Source organism: Burkholderia sp. AU30198, assembly GCF_020419825.1.
Lineage (GTDB): Bacteria > Pseudomonadota > Gammaproteobacteria > Burkholderiales > Burkholderiaceae > Burkholderia.
Genome location: NZ_JAIZSA010000002.1, coordinates 410099 through 424050, shown reverse-complemented (window position 1 = coordinate 424050; position 13952 = coordinate 410099). Strand labels below are relative to the sequence as shown.

General features: G+C 69.1%; 4 protein-coding genes. 3 read left to right on the top strand and 1 reads right to left on the bottom strand.

All coding sequences use genetic code 11. The annotated features are described in order from the left end of the window. Window positions 1–45: 45 nt before the first annotated feature. Entirely contained in the window at window positions 46–2445 is a 2400-nt protein-coding gene (locus tag LGN19_RS07505; protein ID WP_226213776.1) for a patatin-like phospholipase family protein, read from the bottom strand. A 270-nt stretch (window positions 2446–2715) separates the two neighbouring features. Here LGN19_RS07505 and LGN19_RS07500 point away from each other — a divergent pair, with 270 nt between their 5' ends. The 3 genes from LGN19_RS07500 (at window position 2716) to LGN19_RS07490 (ending at window position 13827) form a co-directional block, all read left to right on the top strand. Next, complete coding sequence (locus tag LGN19_RS07500) at window positions 2716–3750, top strand: rod shape-determining protein (protein WP_226213774.1); 1035 nt, start codon at window positions 2716–2718, stop codon at window positions 3748–3750. A gap of 230 nt (window positions 3751–3980) precedes the next feature. Beyond that, entirely contained in the window at window positions 3981–4640 is a 660-nt protein-coding gene (locus LGN19_RS07495) for a YdcF family protein (protein ID WP_122947713.1), read from the top strand. Between the two features lie 583 nt (window positions 4641–5223). Then, a complete protein-coding gene (locus LGN19_RS07490) occupies window positions 5224–13827 on the top strand; it encodes an autotransporter-associated beta strand repeat-containing protein (RefSeq protein ID WP_226213772.1) in 8604 nt (2867 codons plus the stop codon). Window positions 13828–13952 lie beyond the last annotated feature (125 nt).

Genomic DNA, 13952 nt, shown 5'->3' with positions numbered 1-13952 from the left:
GCGCAACGGATACGCGGATGCCGCCGAGGCGGCATCCGCGCCGGCTCAATACGTGCGGCCGAGCTGCAGGTAGAAGTTGCGACGGCCGCCGGGCGCGAGCGCCACGCCGATGTAGACGGGCCCGAACGCGGTCGACAGGCTCGTGAAGAACGTATAGCTCTGCTTGAGGGCGCCGCCGCCGATCTGCTGGCCGCTCGACCAGACGTTGCCGACTTCCGCGCTGGCACCCACCGACAGCGCCTTGATCGGCGACGCGTTGAACGTCATCAACTGGTTCATGTAGGTCACCTGCGCGTAGGCGAGCTCGTTGCCGTTCAACTGGTCGGCCGCATACGCGGACAGATGCTGGAAGCCGCCGAGCGTGAAGTTGAACGCGTTGATCAGGTTGGTGCCGCCGATGCTCTTGCCGCCTTCGATCGTCGCGCTGACGCTGTGCCGGCCGAACTGCTGCGCCACCATCGCCTTGCCGTAGATCTCGGTGTAGGGCGCGTTGTTGATGCTGTCGTCGAACGACTGCGCCGAGCCCCCGTTGCGCGACACCAGCGAGCGCTCGACGCGCAGCTCGGTGAAATAGCCCTTGCGCGGGAACAGCGGATCGTCGAGCTGGTCGATGACGAGCCGCGCGCGCGCGATCAGCGCCTGCGACGTGAAGCTTGGCCACAGCAGCGTCTGGCCGCTGCCGGTGCCGTCGTCGAACGGCAGGTTGTAGGTCGGCGAGCCATGCCCGGTCACGTAACCGAGACCGATCCGGAAATCGCCGAGCCGCGCGATCGGCAGGCCGAGGTCGAGCCCGGCGCGCGTGGTCTGCATCAGGTACTGGTTCAGTTTCACGTTGCCGCTGTCGTCGTACAGGTTCGCGTAGCGGCGCTGATATTCCGCGTAGGGCGACAGGTAGACACCGTATGCCGCCGACAGCGGCTGGCGCAGTTCGACGCGCGCCGACTGCAGGTCGCTGCCGATCGTCGTATCCGCGCGGAACTCGAGCCCTGATTCGGTAAGCCATGGCCGCCGGTAGCCGACATGCAGGCGGAAGCCGCCTTCGTCGGTCGAACTGCTCGACATGCCGAGCCCGAACAGCAGGAAATTCGGTCCCCAGTATTTCTCGCGCGCGTTGATCTCGAGCACGTTGTCGTCGCCGTGGCTCACGATCTGCTGCGTGACGCTTTCGAAGTTGCCGCCCGTCGTCAGCCCGAGCAGGTCCTGGCTGACTTCCTGCGGATCGTAGATGTCGCCGGGTTTCACGTGCAATGCGTTGCTGACGACCCGCTTCGGCACGCCGCCGCTCGTCTGGATCTCGATGCGCGTGATCCGGATCGGCGGCGGCAGCGGCTGTGCGTGGGCCGACCGGTACGCCGCGTACTGTTCCGGCGTGAGCGCGAAGTGCCGCAGTTTCGGCAGCGCCGCGGTCGCGGCGGCCGCGCCGGCAGCGATCGCTTGCTTCGCGTTCTGGAAGTCGGTGAACGCGAGCGAGCCGAGGTCCGGCGTGAGCAGCACGTCCTGCGCGTCGAGCTGCTTGCGCTGCGCGGTCACGTTCTGGCGGATCAGGATGCCGACCATCTGCTGCATCACGTCGGCGGGCGATGCGAGCGCATCGAGCGGGCGCAGTTGCGAGCCGATGTCCACCGCGATCACGACGTTCGCGCCCATCTGCCGCGCGGTGTCGACGGGCAGGTTGCTGACGAGCCCGCCGTCCACGAGCGCGCGCCCGTTGATCTCGGCGGGCGCGAACAGGCCAGGCATCGCCATGCTCGCGCGGATCGCGAGCGGCAGCGAGCCGTGGTCGAGCACCACCATCTGGCCTGTCTGCAGGTCGGTCGCCACCGCGCGGTACGGGATCGGCAGGCGGTCGAACGGCTGGTTGGTCGGCACGGCGGTCGTCCAGTTCGCGAGCAGCGCCTGCAGCCGGTTGCCCTGGACGAGACCGACCGGCGCCTTCACGCCGTTTTTGCCGAAGCCGAGCGTCAGCCCGTTGATGTACAGGCGTTCGTCTTCCCGGCTGGTTTGCGGCAGGTCCGCGCGGTCCGTCACGTCGAACGCGATGTCCGCGAGGTTGACCTCCGACAGCCGCTTCTGCATCTCGCCGGCAGCCATGCCGCTCGCGTACAGGCCACCCACCACGGCGCCCATGCTGGTGCCCGCGATGCAGTCGATCGGGATGCGGTTGTCCTCCAGTACCTTCAGGACCCCGAGGTGTGCGTAGCCGCGCGCGCCGCCGCCGGACAGCACGAGACCGATCGACGGCCGCCCGGCCGGGCCGCCGTCGGCCTCGCAGGTGTGCCCGGATGCGGCGGGGGTGGCCGCCGGCGCGCTGGCTTCGCGGGCCTGGGCGGTGGCGGATTCGGCGGCCGGCAGCGGTTGCGCGACGACCGTGCAGCACCAGAAGGCGACGAGCGTCGTGCAAAGCGGGCGCACCCGCGCCCAGCGGAAGGAAACGGTCGCTGTCATGGTGGAAATACCTGGCGAGATCGGGCGTCTGAGGCCTGCCGGGAGCAGGCAAGACCGAGAGATTACCGTGTTTTACAGGCGCCATGCGAGAGGCTGTTGCGTAGCGGGAGGCGTCCGGACCGGCATTTTTGACAATTCCGTCGCGAAAAAATCATCGGAATTGCCTAAAGTATCGAAACGATTTGCCGCTAAGGCCGTGATGGGGCTGCATGGACGCGCCACGCAAATGCGGTGCGGCTGCCCCGGTTCGTTCGCTTACAAAGGTTTGATATGTCGACACCGCTGTTCGGAAAGTTGTTTGCGCAACCCGTTGCGATCGACCCTGGAACGGCGAGTACGCGGATCTATACGCACGAACGTGGCGTGGTGCTGAACCAGCCGTCGGTCGTCTGCTTCCGCAAGGCCGGTGCGACCGATGCGCGGCCGACGCTCGAGGCCGTCGGCGAGCTCGCGAAGGCGCTGCTCGGCCGCGAACCGGGGCATCTCGAAGCCGTGCGGCCGATGCGGCACGGCGTGATCGCCGATGCGCACGCGGCCGAGCAGATGATTCGCAGCTTCATCGACATGTCGCGCACGCGTTCGCGCTTCGGCCGTCGCGTCGAGGTCACGCTGTGCGTGCCGTCCGACGCGACCCCCGTCGAGCGCCGCGCGCTCCGCGAGGCCGCGTTCGCGGCGGGTGTATCGGAGGTCGAACTGATCGAGGAATCGCTGGCGGCCGGGCTCGGCGCGGGCCTGCCGGTGACCGAGCCGGTCGGCTCGATGGTCGTCGATATCGGCGGCGGGACGACCGAGGTCGCGGTGATCGCGCTCGGCGGCATCGTCTACCGCGAGGCGATTCGCGTCGGCGGCAACCAGTTCGACGCGGCGATCGTCAACCACGTCCGCAACCTGTATGGCGTGCTGCTCGGCGAGCAGACGGCCGAGCACGTGAAGAAGACGATCGGCTCGGCCACCAGCGCGGTGCCGCGCACATCGACGCGCGCGGTCGGGCGCAGCATCGGCGATGGCCTGCCGCGCTCGATCGAGCTGTCCAACCACGATGTGGCGGACGCGCTGGTCGCGCCGCTCAAGCAGGTGATCGGCGCGGTGAAGTCGGTGCTGGAAAATGCGCCGGCCGAACTCGTGACTGACATCGCGCATCGCGGCGTGGTGCTGACGGGCGGCGGCGCGCTGCTCGCGGATCTCGAGCGCCTGCTGTACGACGAGACGGGGCTCGTCGCCCGGATCGCCGACGAGCCGGCCACTTGCGCGGTGCGCGGCGCCGGCGAGGCGATGGGGCGGCTCGCGATGTGCCCGGTCGACTGATTCGGGCCGTGCCGGGCCGTGCATCGCGGCGCGGTCATTCACACGCTTTCGATCTCCGTATTGCGTGCCCGCTTCGCCGGGCACGCTGTTCCGGTCGAGCTGCCGGAAGGCCGGCTGCCGTCCGGCATCGGTCCGTCGCGTGGACACCCGAACGCGCACCATGCTAGCGTTACGCGCCCGTCCGGGGCCGGGCAAGCCGATCCGCCCGACGACCTGAGAGACCGAAAACCTTGAAAAACCACACCAAACGGGGCGTGTTTGCCCGAACCGGCCGCCTGCTGGCCGTCATCGCGTGCCTTTGGGTTGCCGCGGCCGTCGCGCTCGTCGCGTACGGGATGCGGATGCCGAGCGAGCCAGCCGATGTCGCGGTGATCTTCGGCAACGCGCTCGACGAGACCGGCGCGCCGAAGCCCGTGCTTGCCGCCAGGCTCGATGTCGGCGTGCGCTGCTACCGCACCGGGCAGTGCCCCGCGTTCCTCGTCAGCGGCGCGATCGACGGCCCCGGGCTGAACGAGGCGACCGCGATGCGCGACTATCTCGTGGCGCGTGGCGTGCCGGCCGACCGGATCGCCGTCGACGACCAGGGCGACAACACGCTGGCGACTGCGCAACACACGCTCGCGTACCTGCAGGCGCACCGTCTGTCGCGCGTGCTGATCGTCAGCCAGTACTACCACCTCGCGCGGGTGCGCCTCGCGTTCGAGCGCGTCGGCATTGCACGGGCGAACATCTCCGCCGCGTATCCGGGCCGCTTCCAGTTGCGCGATATCTATTCGAGCTGGCGCGAAGTGCCGGCCTACGCGGTGTATGCGGTGCGGTTGTGGGTGAATCCCGATGCGAAGCCTGTCTCGTTCCGGCCGATGCTTTATCTGATGAGCCTGTTTTCGTAACGCGGTGCGGTTTTTCGATCGACGTGCGGCGAAAATCGACGTGATCGGATCAGTGCCAGATATTTTTTGATTTAGTCTAACGAATGCCCGGGGATTATCTTGTTTCGATATTTTCCGGGTGTGAAAATACTGCACCGCAAAAACAAGAATGATAATCAATTTTATAACCTTGTTTTCATGGGTGCTTCGGTTACGTTATTTTTTGAGAAAGATTTAAATAAGCTGACAAATGGCGCGCGAATTTACCTGTTTGAAGTGTGCCGATAAGTAAAAAATGCACGCCCGCCAATCCCCGATCCGACGGGGAAAAGATCGACTGGAAAAGCCTGTTTTTTTGAACTAGCCTTGTCTGACAAAAAGCAGGGCGGTAATCAAATCAACCAGAAAGTCGCTGCAGAAAAACAGGGGCCATCGACATGTCATTCGACTAGTTTCGCGCCTGCCTTGCGGGGCAATTAACGATTCGTCCATGAATAAGCCGGCGTCGCATCGCGACAGCCGGCGCGGATGCTTTTGTCCGCGGATTTTCTGCTGCCGGCCGTTCGATTTCACGGCAATGCCAATTCCAATAACGAGGAAAAGCATGAATCTTGCGCGTTCAAAAAAAGCCGGCGAGCCGTTCCCGAGAATCCTGTTGCCGACGGGCGTTTTCCTGGCGCTGTCCGGCGCCGGTATCCTGCCCGCCCATGCGGTCTGCAGCACGGCGGGCTCGATTGTGAGCTGCTCCGGCGCCGCGAACCCGCTTTCGCCGAGTTACTCGAACAGCGCGAACAACCTCAACGTGACCGTCAACACCGGCGCTGGCGTCGGCGTGCAACTCGGCATCGGCGGCACCGCGATGTCGCTGACCGGTAGCAATGTCACGCTGACCAACAACGGCACGATCGATCCGTCCTTGCTCGGCCTCGGGCTCGGTGTGCTGTCGAGCGGCACGGTGGTCGGCAACGCGGCGGCGAGCATGACCAACGTGACCAACAACGGCACGATGAACGGCTCGACCGGCGTGGCGATCAGCGGCGTGACGGGCATGGCGCTGGCGGTCCAGAATGGCACGGGCGGCACGACGACGATCAACAACACCGGCTCGATCGGCTCGAACGCGCTGGTCGGTGCGACACTCGTCGGTGCGGACTCGCCCGTGGTCGCCGCGTACGGCGGTGCCGCGGTCAACATGACGAACAGCGGGACGATCACCGGCCGCGTGTCGCTCGGGTCGAACGGCACGCCCGGCGCGGGCAACACGTTCGTCAACGCCGGCACGATCAACGGCGGCGTGTCGATGGGCGCGAACAGTACGAACACCTTCACCGCGGTGACGGGCTCGTCGGTCAACACGGCGGGCGGCACCGGGGGCGCGTTCAACATCACGGTCGGCCCGGTGACGCTCGGTGTCGCGACGACGGGCACGGTCGACGGCGGCGCGGGCGGCAACAACACGCTCGTGCTGCAGCAGGGCGGCGCCGCGAACGGCACGATCTCGGTCAACAACTACATCAACTTCAATCACCTGAACGTCGAGACCGGCAACTGGACGATCAACGGCGCGTCGACCGCGCAGGATGCGACCTTGTCGGGCGGCGTCGCGATCATCGGCAACAACGCATCGCTCGGCACGGGCACCATCACGGCCACTGGCGGCGCGCTGCAGGCGGGCACGGCCGGGCTCAACGTCAGCAACGACGTGAGCCTTGGCGCGGGCGGACTGACGGTGCAAGGCTCGACCGGGCTCACGCTGTCGGGCACGGTGACGGGCGGCGGCGCGTTGACGAAGAGCGACAGCGGCACGCTGACGCTGGCGGGCGCGAACAACTACACGGGCGGCACGAACCTGAACGCTGGCGGCATCGTGGTCGGCAACAATTCGGCGCTCGGCACGGGCGCACTGAACGTCAACGGCTCGGCCACGCTCGATACGAGTACGAACACGACGCTCAACAACACGGTCAATCTCGCCACCGGCACGACGCTGACGGTCGGCGGCAGCAACAATCTCGGGCTGGCCGGCTCCATCAACGGCAACGGCGGCCTCGTGAAGAACGGTGCGGCGACGCTGACGCTGAGCGGCGCGAACACCTACACCGGCGACACGACGATCAACAGCGGCACGCTCGCGCTGGGCGCGGGCGGCAGCCTCGCGGCAGCCGGCACGGTGAACCTGACCGGCGCGGGCGCGACGTTCGACATGAGCAACGCAGCGGGCGCGCAGACGGTCGGCGCGCTGGCGGGCGCGGCCGGCACGAACGTGAACCTCGGCGTCAATTCGCTGACGTTGACCGGCAGCGTCAATGCGACGTACGCGGGCACGATCGGCGGCTCGGGCGGCGTCACGCTCGCGGGCACCGGCACGCAGACGCTGTCCGGCGCGAACGTGTACACGGGCGGCACGAACCTGAACGGCGGCAACCTCGTCGTCGGCAGCAATACGGCGCTCGGCAGTGGCGTGGTGAACGTCAACGGCCCGGCATCGCTCGACGCGACCACCAACGTGTCGCTCGCGAACGGCATCAACGTCGGCACCGGCACGACGCTGACGCTCGCCGGCAGCAACACGCTCGGCCTGAACGGCACGATCTCCGGCGGCGGCGGTCTCGTGAAGAACGGCACGGCGACCGTGACGCTGTCTGGCGCGAACAACTACACCGGCGGCACGACGCTGAACGCGGGCGGTCTCGTGCTCGGCAACAACTCAGCGCTCGGCACGGGCGCGCTGACCGTCGGCGGCGCGGCGACGCTCGACACGACCACGAGCCTGACGGTCAACAACGCCGTCAACCTCGCGACGGGCGCCGCGCTGACGCTCGGCGGCAGCAACAATCTCGGGCTGAGCGGCGTGATCTCCGGCGCGGGCAGTCTCGTGAAGGACGGCGCGGCAACGACGACGTTGACGGGCGCGAACAATTTCACGGGCGGCACGACGATCAACGCCGGCACGCTCGCAATCAGCGGGGGCGGCAGCCTGTCGGCGGCCGGCGCGGTGAACCTGGCTGGCGCGGGTGCCGCGCTCGACGTGAGCGCCGCGACCCGTGCGCAGTCGATCGGTGCGCTGTCGGGTGTCGCGGGGACGAACGTCAATCTGGGCAACAACGCGCTGACGCTGGGTGGCACGGCCAGCGGCACCTTCAGCGGCGCGATCGGCGGCACTGGAAGCCTGACGCTGGCCGGCACCGGCACGCAGACGCTGAACGGCGCGAGTACCTACACGGGCGGCACGAACCTGAACGGCGGCAGCAGCGTGGTGCTTGGCAACAATGCGGCGCTCGGTACGGGGGCGCTGAACGTCGCAGGCGCGGCAACGCTCGACACGAATGCGAGCCTGTCGGTCGCCAACGCGGTCAATCTGGCCAACAGCGCGACGCTGACCCTCGGCGGTAGCAATGCGCTCACGCTGGGCGGCGGTATTTCCGGCGCGGGCGGTCTCGTGAAGAACGGCCCGGCGACCACGACGCTGACCGGCGCGAACACGTACACAGGCGGCACGACGATCAACGCGGGCACGCTGGCGGTCGGCGCGGGCGGTAGCCTGGCGGCGACCGGCGCGGTGAACCTCGCGAACGCGGGCGCGGCGCTCGACCTGAGCAACGCGACGAGCGCGCAGACGATCGGTGCGCTGGCGGGTGTCGCGGGGACGATCGTCAACATGGGCGGCAACGGGCTGACGCTGGGCGGGACTGCCAGCGGCACCTTCAGCGGCGTGATCGGCGGGGCGGGCAGCCTGACGCTGGCTGGCACCGGCACGCAGACACTGACGGGCGCGAACGTCTATACGGGCGGCACGAACGTGAACAGCGGCGGCCTGGTGCTCGGCAACAGCGGGGCGCTCGGAGGCGGCGCGCTGAACGTCGGCGGCGCGGCGACGCTCGACACGAACGCGAGCCTGTCGGTCAACAATGCAGTCAACCTTGCCACCGGGTCGACGCTGACCCTCGGCGGCAGCAACGCCCTCACGCTGAACGGCGGCATCACTGGCGCGGGTGGTCTCGTGAAGGACGGCGCGGCGACGACGACGCTGACGAGCACGGCCAACTATACGGGCGGCACGACGATCAACGGCGGCACGCTGGCGCTGGGCGCGGGCGGCAGCCTGGCGGCGACGGGCGCGGTGAACGTGGCCGGTGCGGGCGCGACGCTCGACCTGAGCGGCGCGACGGGCGCGCAGACGATCGGTGCGCTGAGCGGTGTCGCCGGCTCGGCCGTGAACCTCGGCGGCAACGGGCTGACGTTGAGCGGGACCGCCAGCGGCAATTTCGGCGGCACGATCGGCGGCACCGGCGGCCTGACCGTGGCCGGCACGGGCACGCAGACGCTGTCCGGCACGAACACGTACACGGGCGGCACGACGATCAACGGTGGCAGCACGCTGGCGCTCGGCGCGGGCGGCAGCCTCGCGTCGACCGGTACGGTGAACCTCGTCGGTGCGGGCGCGACGTTCAACCTGGGTGGCGCATCGGGCGCGCAGACGATCGGCGCGCTGACCGGGGTGGCCGGCTCGGCCGTGAACCTTGGCGCGAACGCGCTGACGTTGAGCGGCAGCACCAACGGCACGTTCGGCGGCGTGATCGGTGGCACCGGCGGTGTGACGTTCGCGGGCACCGGCACGCAGACGCTGACAGGTGTGAACACGTACACGGGTGGCACGACGATCAACGGTGGCAGCACGCTGGCACTCGGTGCGGGCGGCAGCCTGGCCGCAACGGGCGCGGTGAATCTCGCCGGCGCGGGCGCGACGTTCAACCTGAGCGGCGCATCGGGCGCGCAGACGATCGGCGCGTTGAACGGCGCAGCCGGTACGAACGTGGATCTGGGCGCGAACGGGCTGACGCTGAGCGGGACCGCCAGCGGCACGTTCGGCGGGGCAATTGGCGGCACCGGTGGCGTGACGTTCGCCGGCACCGGTACGCAGACGCTGACCGGTGCGAACACGTACACGGGCGGCACGACGATCGACACGGGCAACACGTTGGCACTGGGCGCGGGCGGCAGCCTCGCGTCGGGCGGTGCTGTGAATCTGGCCGGCACGGGCGCGACCTTCAACCTGAGTGGTGCATCGGGCGCGCAGACGCTCGGCACGCTGAGCGGTGTCGCCGGCACGAACGTGAACCTCGGCGCGAATGCGCTGACGCTGAACGGCAGCACCGACGGCACGTTCGGTGGGGCGATCGGCGGCACCGGTGGTGTGACATTCGCGGGTACCGGCACGCAGACGCTGACCGGCGCGAACACGTACACGGGCGGCACGACGATCAACGGTGGCAGCACGTTGGCGCTGGGTGCGGGCGGCAGTCTCGCGTCGGGCGGCGCAGTGAATCTGGCCGGCACGGGCGCCACGTTCAACCTGAGCGGTGCATCGGGCGCGCAGACGATCGGCGCGTTGAACGGCGCGGCCGGCACGAACGTGAACCTCGGCGCGAACGCGCTGACGTTGAGCGGAACGGCCAGCGGCACGTTTGGCGGTGCGATTGGCGGCACGGGGGGCGTGACGTTCGCGGGCACCGGCATACAAACGCTGACGGGTGCGAACACGTACACGGGCGGCACGACGATCAACGGCGGCAGCACGCTGGCGTTGGGTGCGGGCGGCAGCCTCGCGTCGGGCAGCGCGGTGAATCTCGCCGGCGTGGGTGCGACGTTCAACCTGAGCGGCGCGACGGGCATGCAGATACTCGGTACGCTGAGCGGCGTCACGGGCACGAACGTGAATCTCGGTGCGAATGCGCTGACGCTGACCGGCAGCGCCAACGGCACATTCGGCGGCGTGATCGGCGGCACCGGCGGCGTGGCGTTCGCGGGCACCGGCACGCAGACGCTGACGGGCGCGAACACCTACACGGGCGGCACGATGATCGGTGCCGGCAGCACGCTGGCACTGGGTGCGGGCGGCAGCCTCGCATCGGGCAGCGCGGTGAATCTGGCCGGCACCGGCGCGACGTTCAACCTCAGCGGCGCGTCGGGCGCGCAGACGCTCGGTGCGCTGACCGGCGCGGCCGGCACGAACGTGAACCTGGGCGCGAATGCGCTGACGCTGAACGGCAGCGGTAACAATACGTTCGGCGGGACGATCGGCGGCACGGGCGCTGTGACGTTCGCGGGCACCGGCACGCAGACGCTGACGGGTGCGAACACCTACACGGGTGGCACGACGATCAACGGTGGCAGCACGCTGGTGCTGGGTGCGGGCGGCAGCCTGGCATCGGGTAGCGCGGTGAATCTCGCTGGCACGGGCGCGACGTTCAACCTGGGCGGCGCGACGGGCGCGCAGACACTCGGCGCGTTGAACGGCGCGGCCGGCACGAACGTGAATCTCGGTGGCAACACCCTGACGTTGAGCGGAAGCGGCGGGACATTCGGCGGCGCGATTGGCGGCACGGGTGGCGTGACGTTCGCGGGCACGGGCACGCAAGCACTGACGGGCGCGAACACCTACACCGGCGGCACGACGATCAACGGCGGCAGCACGCTGGCGCTGGGTGCGGGCGGCAGCCTCGCGTCGGGCAGCGCGGTGAATCTGGCCGGCGCGGGCGCCACGTTCAACCTGAGCGGCGCGACGGGCACACAGACACTCGGCGCATTGAATGGCGTGGCGGGCACGAACGTGAACCTGGGCACGAATGCACTCACGTTGACCGGCAGCGGCAACAACACCTTCGGCGGCGCGATCGGCGGCGCGGGCGGCGTGACGTTCGCCGGCACCGGCACGCAAACGTTGACGGGCGCGAACACCTACACCGGCGGCACGACCATCAACGGCGGCAGCACGCTGGCACTCGGCGCAGGTGGCAGCCTCGCGTCGGGCAGCGCGGTGAATCTCGCCGGCACGGGCGCGACGTTCAACGTGAGTGGCGCGACGGGCGCACAGACGATTGGTGCACTGAGCGGCAGCGTCGGCACGAACGTGAACCTGGGCACGAATGCGCTCACGTTGACCGGCAGCGGCAACGGCACATTCGGCGGTGCGATCGGTGGCACGGGCGGCGTGACGTTCGCCGGCACGGGCACGCAAACACTGACGGGCGCGAACACCTACACCGGCGGCACGACCATCAACGGCGGCAGCACGCTGGCACTCGGCGCGGGCGGCAGCCTGGCATCGGGTAGCGCGGTGAATCTCGCGGGGACGGGGGCGACGTTCGACGTGAGCGGTGCGACCGGCGCGCAGACGATCGGCACGTTGAACGGCGCGGCCGGCGCGACCGTCAATCTCGGCGCCAATGCGCTGACGTTGAACGGGAGCGGCAACGGCAGCTTCGGCGAGACGATCGGCGGGGCGGGCGGCGTGACGATCGCCGGCACCGGTATTCAGACGCTGACGGGGGCGAACACCTACACGGGCGGCACGACGATCGCGGCCGGTGGCGCGCTGCAACTCGGCAACGGCGGCACGTCGGGCAGCGTCGCCGGCAATGTCGTCGACAACGGCGCGCTGATCGTCAATCAATCCGGCAACGTGACGATGGCAAGCGTGCTGTCCGGCGCGGGTTCGCTGACGCAGGCCGGAAGCGGGCAACTGACGTTGACGGGCACCAGCACGCTGAGCGGCCCGACCACGGTCAGCGCGGGCACGCTCGCCGTCAACGGTTCGCTCGGCCAGTCGACCGTGACCGTGCAGAACGGTGCGACGGTCACGGGCACCGGCACGATCGGCGGCCTCGTGGTGCAGGGCGGCGCGACGGCGGCCGCGCCGCAGCCGGGCGCGGCGCTGAACGTCGGCGGCAACGTGACGTTCCAGCCGGGTTCGACGTTCCAGGTCGCGGCCTCGCCGCAGCAAAGCGGCAGCCTCGCGTCGGGCGGCACGGCGACGCTGAACGGCGGCACCGTGCAGGTGCTCGCGAACCAGAGCGGCTACCAGCCGAGCACGACCTACACGATCGTGACCGCGGCGTCGGGCGTGCAGGGCGCGTTCAGCCAGGTGAATGCGAACTACGCGTTCCTCGCGCCGACGCTCAGCTACGACCCGAATCACGTGTACCTGCGGCTGGTCGAGAACGGCACGTCGCTGCCCGACGTCGCGACGACGCCCAACCAGCGCTCGGTCGCGACCGCGCTCGGCGGGCTCGGCGCCGGCAACCCGCTGTACGACGCGGTGCTGACGACCGATGTGGCGACCGCGCGCCGCGCCTACGGGCTGCTCGACGGCGAACTGCAGGCGAGCCTGAAGAGCATGCTGCTGCTCGACAGCCGCTATGTGCGCGACGCGGTGACCGATCGCGTCCGCCAGGGCCTCGCGCCCGGATCGGGCCCGCTCGCCGCGCTGTCGTCGGGCGGCGCAGCCTTGTGTGGCGACAACACGGCCGGCGCGGTCGACCCGACGCTGCCGCCGGAGAGCCGGATCGGCTCGCGTGAGGGCTGCTACGGCGGTACGCCTTACCAGCCGGTCGTCTGGGGGCAGGCGTTCGGCGGCCGCAGCCGGCTCACCGGCGACGGCAACGCGTCGACGATCAACCGCAGCATGACCGGCTTCATCGCCGGTGCCGACATGGCGCTCAACGACAAGTGGCGGGCGGGTCTGGCCGCGGGTGTCACGCACAGCTCGCTCGACAACGACCAGAGCTCGTCGGCGTCGGTGAACAGCTACTACCTGTCGCTGTACGGCGGCGCGCAGTACGGTGCGCTCGGCGTGCGCGGCGGCGCGTCGTACACGTGGTACCGGATCAACAGCGACCGTTCCCCGGGCTTCGCGGGCTTCTCCGATCACGACTCGGCCGGCTACGACGCGAATTCGGCGCAGGTGTTCGGTGAAGTCGGCTACGCGCTGCCGGTCGGGCCGGTGGCGATCGAACCGTTTGCGGGCCTCGCGTATGTGAACCTGCATACCGACGGCTATTCGGAAACCGGTGGTGCGGCCGCGCTGCGTGCCGGCGGCGAGACGACCCACGTCGGCTTCTCGACGCTCGGTTTGCGCGCGGCGTCGCAGCTCGGCGCGATGGCGAGCGGCACGTTCACCGCGCGCGGGACGGTCGGCTGGCGGCATGCGTTCGGCAACGTTCGGCCGTCGTCGGCGTTCACGTTCGCGAACGGCGGAACATCGTTCCAGGTATCGGGCGTGCCGATTGCACGCGACAGCGCCGTGCTCGAGGCCGGCATCGACGCGAACATCACGAAGCGCCTGACGCTCGGCCTCACGTACAGCGGCCAGTACGGCAGCGGCGTGCGCGACAACGCCATCCTCGGCAACATCCTGTGGAAATTCTGACCGGCGCCTGACGTGCCCGCGCGATGCCCTGCGGCGACGACCACGTCGCAGGGTGTCGCGTCTTTTTCGTCGCTGCGCACGTCCCCCGTTCTGTCCTATCCTGTGCGAAACACGCGACGCGCCGC

Coding starts and splice junctions, on each gene's coding strand:
- LGN19_RS07505 (WP_226213776.1), bottom strand. CDS start 2,445: ATGACAGCGACCGTTTCCTTCCGCTGGGCGCGGGTGCGCCCGCTTTGC.
- LGN19_RS07500 (WP_226213774.1), top strand. CDS start 2,716: ATGTCGACACCGCTGTTCGGAAAGTTGTTTGCGCAACCCGTTGCGATC.
- LGN19_RS07490 (WP_226213772.1), top strand. CDS start 5,224: ATGAATCTTGCGCGTTCAAAAAAAGCCGGCGAGCCGTTCCCGAGAATC.